15 protein-coding genes are annotated in these 17,434 nt (G+C 48.7%); 4 read left to right on the forward strand and 11 right to left on the reverse strand.

The genetic code is table 11. The annotated features are described in order from the left end of the window. Positions 1-14: 14 nt before the first annotated feature. The 9 genes from P2G85_RS03930 to P2G85_RS03970 form a co-directional block, all read right to left on the reverse strand. The gene (locus tag P2G85_RS03930) at positions 15-260 is read right to left on the reverse strand and encodes an acyl carrier protein (RefSeq protein ID WP_275862810.1); all 246 of its coding nucleotides are present in this window, start codon (positions 258-260) and stop codon (positions 15-17) included. Next, the gene (locus tag P2G85_RS03935; RefSeq protein WP_275862811.1) at positions 257-1,609 is read right to left on the reverse strand and encodes a dihydrolipoamide acetyltransferase family protein; all 1,353 of its coding nucleotides are present in this window, start codon (positions 1,607-1,609) and stop codon (positions 257-259) included. Before P2G85_RS03935 ends, P2G85_RS03930 begins: the two co-directional genes overlap by 4 nt. Next, positions 1,599-3,629, reverse strand: a complete 2,031-nt coding sequence (pdhA, locus tag P2G85_RS03940) for a pyruvate dehydrogenase (acetyl-transferring) E1 component subunit alpha (RefSeq protein WP_275862812.1) — start codon at positions 3,627-3,629, stop codon at positions 1,599-1,601. Before pdhA ends, P2G85_RS03935 begins: the two co-directional genes overlap by 11 nt. Beyond that, positions 3,626-5,362 carry an acetate--CoA ligase gene (acsA, locus tag P2G85_RS03945; protein ID WP_275862813.1) on the reverse strand — a complete coding sequence of 579 codons (1,737 nt, stop codon included), beginning with the start codon at positions 5,360-5,362 and terminating at the stop codon, positions 3,626-3,628. The genes pdhA and acsA overlap by 4 nt, the downstream gene beginning before the upstream one ends. 451 nt (positions 5,363-5,813) lie before the next feature. Next, complete coding sequence (gene malE / locus P2G85_RS03950; protein ID WP_275862814.1) at positions 5,814-6,989, reverse strand: maltose/maltodextrin ABC transporter substrate-binding protein MalE; 1,176 nt, start codon at positions 6,987-6,989, stop codon at positions 5,814-5,816. 103 nt (positions 6,990-7,092) lie between these two features. Next, positions 7,093-8,352: an alpha-amylase family glycosyl hydrolase gene (locus P2G85_RS03955; RefSeq protein WP_275862815.1), complete on the reverse strand. Its 1,260-nt coding sequence runs from the start codon at positions 8,350-8,352 to the stop codon at positions 7,093-7,095. Between the two features lie 85 nt (positions 8,353-8,437). Next, positions 8,438-9,472, reverse strand: coding sequence for a substrate-binding domain-containing protein (locus P2G85_RS03960; protein ID WP_275862816.1), 1,035 nt, complete (start codon positions 9,470-9,472; stop codon positions 8,438-8,440). Positions 9,473-9,828: 356 nt separating this feature from the next. Then, positions 9,829-12,414 carry an ATP-binding protein gene (locus tag P2G85_RS03965; protein ID WP_275862817.1) on the reverse strand — a complete coding sequence of 862 codons (2,586 nt, stop codon included), beginning with the start codon at positions 12,412-12,414 and terminating at the stop codon, positions 9,829-9,831. Then, positions 12,411-13,238 (reverse strand): phosphate/phosphite/phosphonate ABC transporter substrate-binding protein, encoded by an 828-nt coding sequence (locus tag P2G85_RS03970; RefSeq protein WP_275862818.1) that lies wholly within the window; start codon positions 13,236-13,238, stop codon positions 12,411-12,413. The genes P2G85_RS03965 and P2G85_RS03970 overlap by 4 nt, the downstream gene beginning before the upstream one ends. A 495-nt stretch (positions 13,239-13,733) precedes the next feature. Here P2G85_RS03970 and P2G85_RS03975 point away from each other — a divergent pair, with 495 nt between their 5' ends. Continuing rightward, positions 13,734-14,009 (forward strand): D-fructose-6-phosphate amidotransferase, encoded by a 276-nt coding sequence (locus P2G85_RS03975; protein ID WP_275862819.1) that lies wholly within the window; start codon positions 13,734-13,736, stop codon positions 14,007-14,009. 208 nt (positions 14,010-14,217) lie between these two features. On the opposite strand, the gene P2G85_RS03980 is transcribed toward P2G85_RS03975, so the two are convergent. Further along, entirely contained in the window at positions 14,218-14,937 is a 720-nt protein-coding gene (locus P2G85_RS03980; RefSeq protein ID WP_275862820.1) for an SDR family oxidoreductase, read from the reverse strand. 138 nt (positions 14,938-15,075) lie between these two features. Between P2G85_RS03980 and P2G85_RS03985 the strand changes: the two genes are divergently transcribed. The 3 genes from P2G85_RS03985 (at position 15,076) to P2G85_RS03995 (ending at position 16,823) form a co-directional block, all read left to right on the forward strand. Beyond that, complete coding sequence (locus P2G85_RS03985; protein ID WP_275862821.1) at positions 15,076-15,990, forward strand: LysR family transcriptional regulator; 915 nt, start codon at positions 15,076-15,078, stop codon at positions 15,988-15,990. Between the two features lie 147 nt (positions 15,991-16,137). Continuing rightward, positions 16,138-16,404 carry a hypothetical protein gene (locus tag P2G85_RS03990; protein ID WP_275862822.1) on the forward strand — a complete coding sequence of 89 codons (267 nt, stop codon included), beginning with the start codon at positions 16,138-16,140 and terminating at the stop codon, positions 16,402-16,404. Positions 16,405-16,664: 260 nt separating this feature from the next. Then, positions 16,665-16,823 carry a hypothetical protein gene (locus P2G85_RS03995; protein WP_275862823.1) on the forward strand — a complete coding sequence of 53 codons (159 nt, stop codon included), beginning with the start codon at positions 16,665-16,667 and terminating at the stop codon, positions 16,821-16,823. A 48-nt stretch (positions 16,824-16,871) separates the two neighbouring features. Here the strand turns inward: P2G85_RS03995 and P2G85_RS04000 are convergent. Further along, positions 16,872-17,434, reverse strand: a 563-nt coding sequence (locus tag P2G85_RS04000) for an IS3 family transposase (RefSeq protein ID WP_275862824.1), incomplete at its 5' end; no start/stop codon positions are given.

Consider the following 17,434-nt stretch of genomic DNA (forward strand, 5'->3'; position numbering starts at 1 on the left):
TGAGAATGGTGCGTTTACTGGCATCGTTCCTGTAAATAAGTTTTTAGCTGGTTGTAACTGCGCACTTGGGTGTAGTCGCTTTCGGGGATACTGACTCCGGTACTTTTTTTCAGTGACGCAAGCAGGTTAAGGAAGTCCATTGAGTCGAGATCGCACTCTTCGCGCAGGTCTTCATCCAGATCAATCTCATCCATCTCTATTTCTGGTGCGATGTGTTTGATCGCGTCGGCGATGGTGGTTGGGATATTGATGGTGTTCATAAAGCCTCCGGATGTTGAAGTTGCTTAGCCAGTGCCTGTAAAAAACGCGCACCCGTGACGCCGTCACTTACGCGATGATCGGCGGCGAGCGTTACCGTCATGATGTCGCCAATTTCAAGCTGGTTATCTCTGATTATCGGAGCTTTGCGTTGGCGGCCCAGTCCGATGATCGCTACCTGTGGGGGGTAGATCACGCCGGTAATGCTGTCGGCACCGCGTTCGCCTATGCTGGTTACGGTGATGGTGCTTTGGCTGACCTCTGAGCTGCGTAGCCGTCCACGACGGCTGCGTTCAGCCAGATCCCGCAGTGCGTCCATGGTTTGGTTGACGGTTAACTGGTCGGCGTCAAGAATGGCCGGGATGACCAGCCCGCCTTCGCGCAGGCTGATGGTATTGCCGATATTGACCTGTGAGGCAGCGACGAAGCGGCCGTCACGGTAAAACCCGTTCAGCTGCGGAAAACGAACCAGTTGACGGGCGATGGCGCTGAGGATAACCGCGGGAAGCAGCAGCCGCTGCTCCGGCTCGCGCTGCTGGTTCTGTTCTGCCAGCCAGGCCTGGACTTTGGTCAGATTAATGTCCAATGCCAGGTAATAGTGGGGGATCTCTTTTTTGGAGAGGCTCATGGCATCACTGATGGCCTGGCGCATCGGGGAGGGTGCCTCCTGTTCTTGGCTGCGAGCGGGGACGGGTTCGCTCGGCTGCGGAGTTGGCGCGCCTGTGCCCGTCGGCAGGTCGCGCATGACAATTGCACCGTGCGGTCCGCTGCCGGTCAGGCCGGAGAGATCAATTCCCGCTAAGTAGGCGGTTTTCCGCGCCAGTGGTGACACGTAACGTCGTTGCTGGTGGGTAAAAGGCTGGTTGGGAAAAGGTTGACTGGTGGCAAACCAGCCGGCCGTATCCTGGCTCAGTGTCTCAGCGCCGGCAGGGGGCGCTGTATCCGATGTGGAAGATGCCACTGGTGTTCTTGCCGCTTTGGGTGGAATGTAAGGGGGAAGCGCTTCATCTGACGCAGACACCAGTGGCGTAACGTTATCTGCCGGGACTGTGAGCGAAGGGGCGTCATTAGCCACGGCGGTAACGGGCATGTCGGTCTCCATCCGCGCCATCACACTGCCTACGGCCAGTTTGATCTCCGGCTGGACCAGAAGTTCAGTGATCGTTCCCTGATGGTAAGATTCCATATCGATGGCACCTTTACTGGTTTCGATCACGGCTATGACGTCGCCTTTGTCGACCCGGTCGCCTGGCTTTACTTGCCACTCAATCAACGTACCATCGCGCATGTCTGCACCGAGTGCCGGCATGGTGATATCCACCAGGGAGTCATCTTGCTTGTTATTTGCCATCAGTGGTTCCTCCTCCCTCAGCCTGCCAGTCGGGGGACATCATTGTGGCTTTTGCCATCTGCACAATGCTGTCGACCTGGGGAATGGCAGCTTGTTCAAGGTGGTGCGGGTAGGGGATGGGCACTTCCTCGGTACATACCCGGGCGACCGGCGCATCCAGTTGCCAGAAGGCTTGTTCCATAATGATTGCACTGATTTCTCCGGCCAGGCTGCCGGTATACCAGCCCTCGTCAATGATCACCGCGCGATGGGTTTTGGTGACGCTGGCGATGATTGTCTCGGTGTCGAGTGGCCTGAGCGAACGCAGGTCAATCACTTCGGCATCAATGCCATGCTCTTCTAACTGTTTTGCCGCCTCAAGGGCCTTGCCAAGGCTGCCCCCGTATGTGACCAGGCTGATGTCGCTGCCGCGGCGGCGTACCAGAGCCTGGTCCATGGGTGCATCGGGATTATCCCCCACCGCACCGTCTTCATTGAGTAGCATCACATGTTCAAAAATCAGCACCGGATCGGGGTCTGCCAGTGCCTGGTTCAACATATAGCGGGCGTCGTTCTGGGTTGCCGGGCTCAAGACTTTCAGCCCCGGAACATGGGCGTAAAAATTCTCCCAGCTGTGAGAGTGCTGGGCGGCAAGTTGCTTACCGGCACCACACGCCATGCGGATCACTACCGGGACATTAAACTGCCCGCCCGACATGTGCAGCAGGGTGGCGGCGGTATTGATGATCTGATCCATCGCCAGCAGGCTAAAATTGACCGTCATCACCTCGATAATTGGTCTCATCCCGCCGAGTGCGGCGCCAATTCCCACCCCGACAAAACCTGACTCACACAATGGCGTATCGATGATTCGCTTGGTACCAAACTGATCGAGCAGCCCCTTACTCACCGCATAGCAGCCGCCGTAGCGTCCGACATCTTCTCCCATCAGGAAGGTGCGCGAATCGTTGTCCAGCGCATCTTTAATACCGGCTCGCAGCGCTTCCCGGTAGGTAATTGTGGTTGGGATCTGGCTAGAAACCAACGGCGTTGGCGGTGGAGCGGATAGAGGGCTTTGTACAAAGCGGGTCAGCTGCTCGACCGGTTCCCATTCCCCGGCTTCGGCGAAGGTGATCGCATCATGAATTTCCTGGGCGACCTTCGCTTCGATTGCGGACAGCTCCTGATCCTGGAAATGGCTGTTTTTTTGCAGCCACTGGATCAGTTGTTTGACCGGGCCTTTTTCCTCCCATTCGGCGACCTCAGCTTTGTCCCGGTACAGCTGGCTGTCAAAGCTCGAGTGGCCACGAAAACGGTAAGTCTGGCATTCAATAAAATAGGGGCGCTGTTGATTACGGATGTAATCGACCGCGGTAGAGGCCGCCGCTTCGACATTCACCACGTTCATGCCGTCGATCCGCGCCGTCTCAATGCCATAGCTGCGCGCTTTGCTGGCAATGTTGGTTTCGGATTCAGACAGGGCGAGGGATGTTCCCATCGCGTAGCGGTTGTTTTCACAGATGAAAAGCACCGGCAGTTGCCACAGCGCCGCAAGATTGAGGCTTTCGTGGAATTCCCCTTCGGCGACGGCACCTTCACCAAAAAAACATACCGCAATCGCATCGCGTTGCATTTTTTTGTTCGCCAACGCCAGGCCGGTGGCTAACGGCAGACCGCCACCGACAATCGCGTTACCACCATAGAAACGCAGGTTTTTATCGAACAGGTGCATTGAGCCACCCCGGCCACGGCTGCAGCCGTTGGTGCGGCCGTACATTTCGGCCATCACGCTGCCCATACTCATTCCCCGGGCGAGCGCATGACCGTGTTCGCGATAGGTCGCGACGATCTGGTCTTCTTCATTGAGCGCAGACATTACCCCGACCGCAATCGCTTCTTCACCGATATACAGGTGGAGAAAGCCGCGGATTTTTTCCAGTGCGTAAAGCTCGGCACACTTTTCCTCAAAACGGCGTATGCGTAGCATCTGTTCCAGTTGATCGAGTAAGTGCTGACGGTTGATGTGGAGTCTTTTATTCATTGTTCATCGCTCTCCAAGGTCGAAATATCCCCTTCCGGCAGACCCAGCTCCCTTGCTTTGAGCAAGCGACGCATGATTTTACCGCTGCGGGTTTTGGGTAAGTTGTGGCGAAAGACGATTTCTTTTGGTGCAACAGCGGCACCGAGACGTTTGCGGGCCAGGCCGAGCAGGGATTGTTGCAGCGCTTCATCGCCGGTTATATCGGGCTTAAGCGCCACAAAGGCTTTGACGATTTGCCCGGCGACCGGGTCGGGTACGCCGATAACACCGGCCTCGGCGACGGCAGGGTGTTCCATCAGCACACTTTCAACTTCGAAAGGACCGATCAGGTGGCCGGAAGATTTGATCAGGTCATCTTTGCGCCCGACGAACCAGAAGTAACCATCTTCATCTTTCATCGCCAGATCGCCACTGAGATACCACTCGTCACTGAAACAGGACTGGTATTTTTCGTGTTGATTCAGGTAACCGCGGAACATCGACGGCCAGCCGATTTTCAGTGCCAGCTCGCCAACTTGCATCGGTTGTGTCTCTACCTGTAGCGTGCCGTTATCATCCGGGTTGATGATATCGGCTACAATGCCGGGCAGGGGCTTACCCATTGAACCGGGCTTGACCGGTAAGCTTGGGACGTTGGCAATCATGATCCCGCCGGTTTCGGTTTGCCACCAGTTGTCATGAAACGGCATACCAAACACCTGCTCGCCCCACTCAACTGCCTCTGGGTTGAGCGGCTCACCGACACTGGCCATAAAGCGTAATTGTGACAAGTTAAACTGCTTGGGCAGGGCATCACCGACTTTCATCAGCATCCGGATCGCGGTTGGCGCGGTGTACCAGACCGTCACCTGCTGATCCTGCAGAATCTGATACCAACGCTCGGCATCAAACTCGGCTTCATCGATGATCATGGTGACCCCAAGACAGAGCGGGGCAATGATGCCGTAGGTCGTCCCGGTCACCCAGCCGGGATCGGCGGTACACCAATAGATGTCATCAGGTTTGAGATCCAGCGCGTAATACGCGGAGTGGATATGGTGCTCAACCGCCTGATGAACATGGATCACCCCTTTGGGTTTGCCGGTGGTGCCGCTGGTAAAATGCAGCAGCGCCATGTCTTCGGCCTGGGTTGGCTCACTGTGATATTCCGGGTTGGTATCCGCCATCAGAGTACTGTAATCATAGCAGCCGGGTTCGTTATCCGGATTACCGTCAATCAGCAATACTGCCTTGAGATGCGGCAGTTCCTGCCACCAGCTTTTGAGTTTTTTCCGGTACAGACTGCGGGTGGTGATCACCAGGTTAGCCGAACCAATTTCCATACGCGAGCGGATGGGCTCCGGGCCGAAAGCGGAAAACAGCGGGGTAAACACACAACCTGCCTTTAACGTGCCGAGTGCAGCAATATAGAGTTCAGGCCGGCGTCCGGCGAGGCTGAACACCCGGCTTCCCCTTGGTAAACCGAGTTTCGATAACAGGTCGGCAAAGCGGTTGGTTTGTTGGCTGAGCTCGTGATACGTAAAATCAACAGTTTGGTTTTCTTTGCTGATCCAGCGCAGCGCCAGTTTATCCTGACCGGGCTGGTTCAGGTGGCGGTCTAACGCTTCGAAACCGATGTTAAGGCCGCCGTCGCTCAGTCCCATGACTGGCGGAGGGGCAGATGTTGCTTTGTGTGGATCGGTTTGCAGGTTGGCATTGTCTGCCAGTGCTTGGTGAAAGAGAGTTTTAACCATAATTTGGCATCCCGCACAAAAGTGAACGTTGTCCAGAAGAGGGCATAGACTTGATAAAAGTATGGTTTATCAGTGCGGCTTTTCCACCATGTGGTTAAGATTTCGTTAATGTTTTAGTTGTTGATTAATTTATTAATAGCGTCTGTGTGGTATGTCACGGTATACGCAGCAAAGCGGTTATCGTTTAACCCCAAAGGGTGACAGTTGCTAGCAAATTAGCCGCGCTTTAGGCGGGAGTGTTGCATACGGTGTTTTGTCGCATGAAGCAGAGATTATTTCAGAGCGGGCATTAAAAATGACCAATCCAACAGCGCATTTGAGGCGATTGGATTGGTCATGATAAGTCTGATGGTCAATGGCATGCAAAATGGCTAACGGTTCAGCTGATGATAGTGGTATTAGCGGAAAGGTGTTCCGTCCCCTTTCTCCTGTGAACCGTCATGACGCTTGTTTACTGGAGCATTCTTTTTTCAACGGTTGACAGTGCTTCTTCAACGGATTGTCGCCCGGTAATAACATTGTTTATTGCTGCTTGCTGACCAAACCAGAATGGCATCATTTGCGGAATATTCGGCATGACTTCACCTAATCTGGCGTTTTCCAGGGTCACAACCACACGGGGCTCGTTACTTAATTCCTCAAGAAAACTTTTTAAGGCCGGGGCGCCAATCGGAGAATGGTTGTTCATGTATCTTAAGCCATCATTGGTAAGCAGGTAGTTCTCGATGAATTCCTTGGCAATGTGCTCATTTGGCGTTGCTGCGTTAATTCCTGCCGTGAGTACGCCAACAAACGGGCGCGATGGATTGCCATTTAATTTCGGCAAGACAGCCAAACCATAATTGATACCGGACTTATCCAGGTTCGCCCAGGCCCAGGGGCCGTTGATCGTCATAGCTATCTTACCCTGGTTGAATGCCGATTCGGCATTGGCGTAATCGGAATCCGGAGAGATGATCCCGCCATCGACCAGAGTTTTTAAGAACGCCATTGATTTCTTAGCCCCCTCGTTGTTCACCCCGATGTCTTTTACATCATAACCAGTTGGAGTTGGTTTGAAGGCATAAGCACCATGAGTTGTTAATAACGGCCATGTAAAGAAAGGTGACTTGATGTCCCACATCGCCGCTTTTTTATCCTGAGCAGACAGTGTTTTATCTAACTCAAATATATCTTCCCAGTTTTCGAGGGGGGTTGAGATTAAATCCTTATTGTAAATAAGAGACAGCGTTTCAGCCGAAATCGGATAACCAAAATACTTACCGTTATAATTAAGTGCCTGCCAGGTAAAACTTTCAAATTTTGCTTTAAACTCTTCGCTTGGATTCACTTCTTTGACTAAACCGGCTTCTGCATAGCCACCGAAGCGGTCATGGGCAAAAATCATGATATCCGGGCCTTTACCCGTGGCGGCTATTTTTTCATATTTGACTTCAATCTTATCAGGATGCTCGACCCTGACTTCAATTCCGGTCTCTTCAGTAAATCTCTTACCAATTTTAACAATGCCGTTATAACCTTTATCACCTGGAACCCAAACAGTAATAGCATCGTCACTGAAAGCATTTACGGACATAGAGGTGAATGCTAAAACGGTTGATACAGCAAGGGCTGATAAATTGCGCATAACTAATTTCCTTCTACTTATTAGATGTGGGTACAGTTTTATTTGTGGAAAATTTAAGATTCTCAACGCGAGATATATACTTATGGTATTTTTCTTTTAGAAATTACTCATCATTAGATGCAGTTATTTTATATTCAAATGCATCCAGGCTGATTGCGTCGTGATAATAACCTTTCTCTAAATGTTGTGGCTGGTTGGATAGGTTAATTATCACGGTGACCATGTTATTGCCTTTTTTACGGTAGAAGCAGATCACGCTCTCGGTGGTTGAGCTAATTATATTTGTCTTTCCACCATATTGGCCATTCCAAAGTGCAGGGTTATCCTTCTTTAAATTAAGAAGGTATTTAAACAAATCGGCATTTTCATAGGTCTTCCAATTGATCGGATCTTTTTCAAAGAAATCCAGTTTTTTGTCTAATCCAGATTCCTGGCCGCTGTAAACTAATGGCATACCCAGTAAGGTCGTCGTGAGCACGGCAAAAGCATGAAAGGCATCACCGTACAGAACCTTATCGCATTCGTCCCAGCTGTTCTTGTCATGGTTGGTGGTAAAGGCCATACGATAGGCATGATAAGGATAAGTCTTGGCCGTGGATTCAATGTGCGGCTGAATGTCTAACGCGGTTTTTTCGCCGCTAAGGATGTCTTTCATTAACTGATATAACCCCCAGTCATAGGTCATATCAAATGCCTTTTCGTGCAACTCAGGGGTTGACCATTCGGCGAGCATAAATACAGGTTTCTGCTCATTCAGTTTGCGCCTTGCCTCTTCCCAGAATGGGGTCGGGACTAATCCGGCAACATCACAGCGGAACCCATCAATATCGGTTTCGCGTACCCAGAAGGATAGTGCGTCGGTCATCGCATCCCAAAGCTGTGGATGGTTATAATCGAGCCCGACCACATCATCCCAATATTCAAGTTCCTCGCCGTTATCATAGATATAAGCGTGAATATCTCCGGATTCATTCTTTTTATACCAATCAGGGTGCTGAGTTACCCAGTCATGGTCCCATGCCGTATGATTCGCCACCCAGTCAATAATTGCATACATGCCTAATTCATGGATTTCCTTTATAAGCTGTTGGAACTCCTGAAATGTCCCCAGTTCAGGGTTTATTTGATAATAGTCCTGAACAGAATAACCGCTGCCGAGCGAACCTTTACGGTTTTTCTTACCAATCGGATGAACAGGCATAAACCAAAGAATATCAACTCCCATATCCTTTAATCTTGGAAGATGTGTTCTGAACGCAGCAATTGTCCCCTCATCGGTAAACTGGCGTAAATTGACTTCATATATATTGGCTGATTTTGTCCAGTCAGGGTGGATAAAATCACTGAGTGCAGTGTTTTTCATTTTTTTAACCATAAAGTACAAAATTAAAGTAATAAATATGTGCTTGCCAAACCAGCACCTGGGGCATTGGGCTAAGGTAGCGTGATTAGCTTGCGGTAATGCTTCGTGTTGATTTGCGGACGATGAGCTCAACCGGCGCTATGGTTTGCAAATCTTTGGCATCAGCACCTGCAATCAGCGCAACAATTTTATCGGCTAATGGTTTACACGAGTCATTAAACGGCGAACGGGTTACCGTCAGCGGTGGATTGAAATTTTCTGATTTTAAATGGGCGATGACATCATCATGAGCAATAACCGAGACATTTTTTCCGATTGTAATACCAAGCTTACGGGCGGCATTGTAGAGGCCGTAGGCCTGGCTGACACTGGAGCAAATTATCGCGGTTGGTTTCGGTGATGAAGCGTTTTCACCGAGCAACTGCATTGCGGCGTCATAACCTTTATCTTCAATCATAGCGGTGTTGATAATATAGGACTCAGGATAATCAATACCTCTGTTTTTCATTTCGGCAATAAACGCATGTGTTCTTTGTGCAGCAAAAGCCAAATGTGAAGGTGCGTTAATGAAGGCAATATTTTTATGCCCCAAGTCGACGAGAAAATCGATAGACTGTGCAATGACACCTTCATTATCAATATCGAAGTAAGCATAATCGACCTGGGTGTCAGTCCGGCCATGGACGACAAAGGGAAACTTCTGTTCCAGTAAATAATTTATTCTTGGATCATTAACTTCGGGCGCTTTAATAATCAGGCCGTCAATGGTCCGGCCCGATACAAACCGCTTGAAAGATTCCAGGGCTTTGCCTTTTCTGGCTGAGTTGATAAGAAGATCATAATCAGAGTCTCCCAGATGATGGCTGATGTTCGCCAGCTCTTCCACATAGGTCGGGGCATCAATGAGTTCATCGGGCGATCTTAGGACAATACCAACCATACCGGAGTGCCCGGTAACCAGTTTACGGGCATTTAAGTTGGGTTTATAGCCAAGTTCTTCTGCGGCACGTAATACCCGTTGACGGGTTTTTTCGCCCACTTCGGGAAACCCATTCAGAGCCCGGCTGACGGTTGCCGGGGAAAGGTTTAACTGTTGTGCTAGAGATTTTAGTGTGGCCATTGTTCAACCTTAACCTGAATTTTTAAAACGTTTTAAATTTAACTGGTTTGTACAGATGTTCAACCTGGCTTTGATATGAATGTGATTGCGATCTCCATGTGTAGTCAGGTTTTTATTGTTTACTTAAAACGTTTTAAATTTTTGATTTGTAAACCGGGCTGTATCGGACACGCGTGAACGTTGCCGAGAAGAGGGCATGGACTTAATACAGGAAAAGATGCCAGGGGAACGGCCAAATCAGCGATTTATGGATTAGCTAACCTTTGGGCGCGACGGCTGGGTCTTTGCAAACTGAGCGATAAATCAGCGGAGGGGGCACGTTTTTGTTAGATATTGCAATGTGTTATAAGACATCATCAGGTAGTTTCAACATATTCCAGTGTCCATTTTGCAATCATATCTAAGAGCTCTGCTTTCTGGACCGGCTTGGTAAGATAATCATTCATGCCAACTTCATGGCTCTTGTCTCTTTGTTCTTGTAGCGCATGCGCCGAAAAAGCAACGACTGGGCACCAAGGGTAACCAAAGCTTGCTTGAAGCTCCCGGATATCCTTTGCCACGGTAAACCCATCTTTATTGGGCATGGAAATATCGGTTATCACCATATCAGGCTTTAGTTGTTTGTACATTTCAACGGCAACGGCGCCATCTTCCGCTAAAGTCAGGTTTATATTGGTCTTTTCCAGCATTTTTGTTATCAGGATCCGGTTGATACTGCTGTCTTCAGCAATCAATAGATTGATAGACGAAAAGTCCGGCTCGGCTTTTTCGCAGGAGACCGGTTGTTGTTGTTGGGGTTGGGTAGAGTTCAATAAATCTAATAAACTGCTATGGGTTATCGGCTGTTCTAATGCTCGGGCGTTTGCCACAGGCCAATTAACCATGTTGGGTAAAAGAAAAGCGAGCGTGGCTTGGGGTAATAGCAGGCGCAGTTCATCAGCATTAATACCAGTTGAACCCAGCATCACGACATTAAGACCCCATTGTTTCAGCGACGCTATCGAGCTTAGCTCGGCGGTTGTTTTATGAATGAGCGGTAGTTGGATATCTTGTGCTATGGACTTAATGTGCTCCGCTCTTGGCGTGTAATCATCAATAAGAAGTACATTAACACGATTAAGTTTAGAAAGCTTTTTCTTCTGAGCAGAACTGATGGCTAAATTTAATGAGAAGGTAAACGTCGAGCCCACCCCCTCTTTTGAGGTGACAACCAGCTCCCCACCGTATAACTGTATTAATTGCTTGGCAATCGCTAACCCTAATCCCGTGCCTTCATACTTTCTGGTAATGGAATTATCGACCTGTTCAAACTTCTCCATGATAGAAGGCAGACGTTCATCAGGAATGCCGATACCCGTATCCATCACCGAAAAACGATAGGCACCGGCCAGGTATCTGACAGAAACGGAAATATGGCCGTGCTCGGTAAATTTGATCGCATTGCCGACAAGGTTTAATAAGATTTGATTAATCCGTCCCTTATCCCCGATAACCTGTGATGGTATTGATAAGGGGATATCAGCAAGCAAAATGAGTTTTTTCTGGTTTGCCTGATAGGAGCAAAGACTGATGCAGTTTTCGACTAATTCATGTAAATCAAAGGACTCATTCGTTAAAGTCAGCTTTCCTGCCGCAGCTTTACTGTAATCAAGAATATCATTAATGATGGTGACTAAATTGGTCGACGACTGATGCAACAGAGTCAGCAGTTTTTTTTCTTCACTGCGGGTTTCCTTTTCTAACAGCAGTTCGCTCATTCCCATGATGGCATTCATTGGCGTTCGGATTTCGTGGCTCATATTTGCTAAAAACTCAGATTTGGCTTGCGCTGCTCTTTTAGACTCCTGAACAGCTGTTGAAAGCTGAGCCTCCATTGCTCGCCGCTCCGATATATCCCGCTCGACCGCGATAAATCGCAATACCTCTCCGTAGTCATTTAATACTGGCGATAACTCCAACTCGACCCAGTAACTGCGTTGCGACTTGGTGTAGTTCTGGATCTCTACCCGAACTGGTGTTTTGTCTTTGATGCTTTGCGACAACTTTTCTACAACTGCTTGATCCGTTTCATCGCCTTGCAGTAACTCACCCGGAATTTTTCCCCTGACCTCATCGAGTGTGTATTCAGTGAGTAGCTCAAAAGCCCGGTTAACCCAGACAATTTTACCTTTTTCGTCGGTAATGATGATGACATCCCGGGCATGTTCTGCAACCTCCGCAAGAAGAGAGACTTTTTCTGACAGTAACCGTTGAGCCTCGAACTGTTTAGTCAGTTCAGATTGTGCATTCAATAGCGAAGCCGACATATCATTAAAAGCATGTCCTACCCGTGTCACTTCATCGTTACCGGTTACGGAGATTTGAGTACCCGGGCCTTTTTGCGTGATTTCGACCACCCCTTTACGCAGTGACTCCAATCTGCGCAATAGGTAAGAGCCGAGCGCAAAGGAAAAAATCGCCGCTAAGGACATCTCTATGGTGGCTATCACCACACTCGCCCGGGTGGCGTATTGCACGGTTTGTTGCAACCCATCGATTCTTACCCCCATTTCGACCCGGCCAAATGAGCGCTCTCCTAACGTAATTTCACTGGCGACATCATAAATCCCGTCTTCGGCCTCAAAAGGGCTGACGTCCGTGTTTATGTTGATATAGTCACCTTGGCGGGTGAGTTCGGTGCCTCTTTGATCAGAGATACGAATGTAGGCGAGGTTGTGTTCTGTGACCACAGACTGAGCAAAACTGTCTAAGTAGGCAAGGTCCGTTGCGATCACGGCATCACGTGACGCTTTCGCAAAGACACTCACTAATTGTTGGCTGCCAATCTCTAAACTTTTTTCATTGGAACTTTTGAGCCAGTTCAGGCCACTGACAATCAACACGCCCAGAGCGATTGCTTCAATAAGTGCTATGCCCAGAATCGTTTTAGAACGTAACGTCATAGTTCACCAGAAATAGAGATATCAAGTTCGGCAATATCATCCCAGTCAGCGTCTTGCGCTTTCTCTAGTCCTTGTATGTTGAGCATGTTAAAGCTTTTTTTAACAGAAGCGTTGTTGTCCAGGTTCTCCATTGCCCTGGTTAATTTCTCAATGGCAGTGCTGTCGAGATCTTTTAAAACTGCAATGGCGTGAGGGGTGTATCCCTTGGATTTATGGATGATTTTTAACTGATCTTTTACGTTGTCAGGCAGGCTGTTAAACGTTCTTAAAACGCCGCCACCAGCCACATATAGCCCTCTTGCGACCCCCAAATATACCGAGTCATGCGATCCGACGAATTTTGACTCGAAACTTATCCCCAGTGCTTTGAGCTCTGATTGGTTGATAATGGTTGCGGCAAAGGCTCGCGGGGCAGGGAAGGCGATAGTCCTGCCATCAAATTTATCCATTCCTTGTTGCCAGTCCTGTGACACCACCACTATGCCATGAATGCGCTTATTTTTTGCTTTTGCGATTGCTGTGTAACCCGGTGATTCTTTAAACAAGATAAAGTGATACGGGTTCATGTAAGCGATATCATACTCTCCCGCGGCGAGGCGCTGTTCGAATGTTGGTATATCGGGGGCTGTAGCAAAGGTGATATCAAGGTTGGCTTCTTCAGCCCACCCATCGATCAATGGCCCCCATTGTGATGCGAGTTTGGCCGCAGATTGCTGGGGGACCACACCGAATATGAGCTTTTGTTTGGCATGAGCAGGAAAGAGTCCAAAACCCAAGAAAATAATGACAGTAAGAAGTTGGTGTTGTAATGACATCTTTTCCATACCCCGAATCAACGAAAAGGATTCAATGATTTAAGAATAGAAAACTATTGGCATTACAGTCGCTTTTACGCCACAAATTTGAGCTACCTCCACTATGTCATGAGCTTTTTTCAGATATTTTGAACTGAGAGCCAGATTATAAGAGGTAATTTCAGCACTGCTCTTCCGGGCAAAATCCAGCCACATTCGGCACGTTGTCAAATGTTAAGACGGTCATACCAACAGATTTTTATTCTTTGCTAATTAACCTTCTGCTTGTGGCTATATCGGCTGACTGATTTTCACGGTGTGGCTGTTATTTGTCGGGCGAAACGTTGAGCGGGAAACCTTTGTTGTAAACATGCCTTTATTTACTAATAAATCAATAACTTGATTTGTCATCAGATAGTAAATCTTACTTTTCATGCCTCAGATTTAAAGTGTGATTTAGTTCAAAAAAATGCTCAGCAGTTAGGAGTAGGTTAGATCGAATTTGTATTTTTTTGAGGGAATGAAATGACCGCATCAAAAGTGTATTTTAGAGATTTTCTTGGTTTGGTTTTGATTTTTTCAACGGTGTTGGCGGGACTGGGTGTTTTGCTCGATATGTTGGCGGTGTTCACTTACTTAAATCATGAAGAAGCGATCGCAATATCATTTTTGCATGAATCTTTTTACCTCCTGGTGTTTTTTGTCCCACCTTACTTCATAGCCAAGTACATTAATCGGGCTGAGTTGGTCAAAGCCGTTGAGGAGTTTTTGTTGATGAAGAGCAAGACCGAGCAGTTTTAAAGCATCGGCGGCCGGACTACGGGGCTGACAACAAGCTGACCTGCTAATGATCTCAGGCCCTGACAAATATGGCATGTTTGGGTGAGCTTGCGTGCGATCCTTACCGAGCCACCCAACCATCTCCAGGATCCTTTGGGTCAGAAATACCCAATGTCATTGTGCGCCACATACCCAAGCCAGCGTTGAAGCTGGCTTGGGTTGTTAGCAATTAGGGTTGCTGTTTGGTTGGTGCTAATGCAATCTCGCGAATACAGACATTCTGAGGCTGCTGATAAGCAAACAATACCGCTCTGGCGACATCGTCGGCGGCCAACACGCCACCCATCTCCTTTTTCCACGCATCGTAGCCATCTTTTATCTGTTCGGAGGTGGTGTGTGATAATAATTCGGTTTCGACAGCGCCGGGGGCGATCGTGGTGACGCGTACATTAGATGCCGCAACCTCTTCGCGAACGTTTTCTGAAATCGCGTGAACCGCAAACTTGGTGCCGCAGTACGCTGCGTGATCGGGGAAGGTTTTCTTTCCGGCGATCGAGCTGATGTTGATGATCGTTCCGCTATTGCGCGCTTTCATTGGCGCAAGGACGGCTTGCATGCCGTTGAGCAGTCCAAGCACGTTAACGTCAAACATGCGTTTCCATTCACCCGTATCCTGGGTATCTATTTGGCCGAGTAGCATAACGCCGGCGTTGTTAATCAGTGCATCTGCCGGGCCAAATTGCGCTTCGGCGTTTTTAATCGCGGACTCAAAGGTGGCTTTGTCGGTCACGTCAACCTGAGCACACAGGGTATTGGGCAGTGCTAGTTTTTCTAAGCGCTCAATACGACGCGCTAACAGAAGAAGCGGGTGGCCCTCTGCACTGAGGCGGCGGGCAATGGCTTCACCAATACCTGAACTTGCACCTGTAATCACGATTAATTTTTTCATTATTTTTACCCTCAATAGAACCGGTTGTCTTGGATGGGCTTAGTTTAGGCAAAAGCATTTTGTTGATATATATCGACTTGGTTGAAACTCTGTTGCTATACGGCAACAATAGGGAGGTTAGATAAACAGAGATATGGCATGCAAACACACATCAACCTGGCGGACATCCGTTCATTTGTTCTCATCGCGCAATTAGGCAACTTTACCAAGGCCGCAGAAGCCCTGGCGGTTTCCCGTTCTCATGTTTCGCGCCAGATAAGTCAGTTAGAAAAGCAGATGGGCGTGACGCTGCTGCTCAGGACTACACGGACTCTCAAACTGACAGAGGCAGGAAAAACGTTTTATTCCCAATGCGAAGCGGCGCTACACCGTATTGATCAGGCCGTTTTGGCTGCCGTCGACGATGTAGAAGAGGTGAGGGGCGAAATTCGCATCAACTGTGTGGGTGGCTATTTAGGGGAAGAAGTGGTCGCCGACCTGGTCGCAGCCTTCATGAAGCAGTATCCGCAGGTGCGTATTGAGCTGGATTTCAGTAGCCACCGGGTTGATTTGATTGAAGATGAGTTCGACATCGCTTTTCGTATGGGCAAACTGGAGGATTCCGGTTTTGTGTCACGTAAGCTCATTGATGTGGAGATGGGAACCTACGCCAGCCCGGGCTATCTCCAGCAATATGGACACCCTGCCCATCCCAAAGATCTGGAAAAGCACCACTGCCTGACAGGAACCGTCACTCGTTGGGCCTTTTCGCACAAGATGACCCAACAGTCTGCTGAGTATCATGTCCGTGGTCAGTTGCGTTGCAAAAATGGCCGGGTGATGCTTAAAGGGGCGTTAGCGGACAATGGGATCATCCGGGTGCCAAGGTTGTACTGCCTGCAGGAGCTGGAGCAGGGGGCATTGCAAGAGGTGTTCAGCGAATGGACGATCCCTAGCGTAGAGTTCTCGGCCCTTTATCATCGGGATCGCTACCAGCCCAACCGTATCCGGACGTTTATTGAGTTTACCGTTGAGTATTTCCGTCAGTTACAGCAAACCATTCCTTCAGTTTGATTTTAAGCGTAATACGATCTTGCGCCCTGTCTGCTCATGGGCGTGGGTGGGGGAGTTCTGATTAGTCTTTTACTTCCAAGGTGCCGGTGATAAACGTTGTTTTAGTAACGAAATAAAACCAATACCGACAAGTTTGTTCATCGCCTGATGAACAAAGAAGTTTCTGCTGAAGCAGCAACTGCGCAGTATGGTTGTGAACATGCGGACATTATAGTAACCGCAACCACGGTTAACGAACCGCTGTTTCGAGCTGAATGGGTTAAGGCTGGCACACATATCTCTGCCATGGGGGCAGATAAATCCGGAAAGCAGGAGTTGCCTGTTGAGTTGTACCAGCATGCCCGACTTTTTTGTGATTATCAGCCACAATCTGTCGTGATCGGTGAGTTCCAACACACCACAACTCATCAGTAACAGAGATAGGCGAAGTAATAACAGGCCACTCTTCAGTCGGGAGCATTACGGGGAAATTACCATTTTCGATAGTTCAGGTATTATTGTTCAAGACCTGTTTGTTGCAGCTAAATTGCTCGAAATAGCGCGGTAAAGATCAATAAGTTAGTTTATATCCAAGTAAAGGCCGGAATTAAAGTGAGGAACTTTTCAATTCAGTTGTTGCTCGTTTATCTCGCTTTGTTGTTATTAAGTTAGATTACCAGCCGAAGGCGATAATCGTGGCAAGCGATGCAGACGTTGATGCAGTACCAGATATGTCAGATCCACTCTCGTTGTATGCTCAGGCTGGTATGGGGATGAATGTCCTTGATTTAAAAGGTATGATGGGTGATGCGGCATCCCAAGCCACTGAAATGATAGAAAGAGGAAGAACATGAGGACGGACTCTCAAGAACTGATCTGCTCCAGCCAGACTGGACACTTCATTAAGCGACATTTTGTTGTTCAAAGTTAACTGGGCTTAGATACCCAAGAGCACTGTGCCTTCTCGTCCGATTATAATCAACCTCTATGTATTCGAAGATCGCTTGGCGCATCTCGTCTCGCGTCATGATCGGCTCATATTGGATCGCTTCAACTTTCATTGAATGGAAGAAGCTCTCAACACAAGCGTTGTCCCAGCAGTTTCCTTTTCTACTCATACTTTGCTTTAGATTATAAGCGGTCATGAGGTCTCGATAGTCTTTTGAGCAATACTGGCTACCTCGATCACTGTGAACGATAACTTGCTCAGGGAATCCGCGACGGAACAAGGCCATTGATAGCGCATCGCAGACCAGCGTAGCAGTCATTCTGGTATCCATAGACCAGCCGACTACTTGTCTTGAGTAAAGATCAATAATTACCGCCAAGTACAGCCAACCTTCGCTTGTGGCAACGTAGGTGATGTCACCCGCCCACTTTTGATTCGGAGCCGCTGCGTTGAAGTCCTGAGCCAGCAGGTTCGGAGCAACAGGCATTTTATGCTTGCTGTCTGTTGTACACTTAA

It is taken from the genome of Vibrio sp. CAU 1672, from assembly GCF_029223195.1.
Lineage (GTDB): Bacteria > Pseudomonadota > Gammaproteobacteria > Enterobacterales > Vibrionaceae > Vibrio.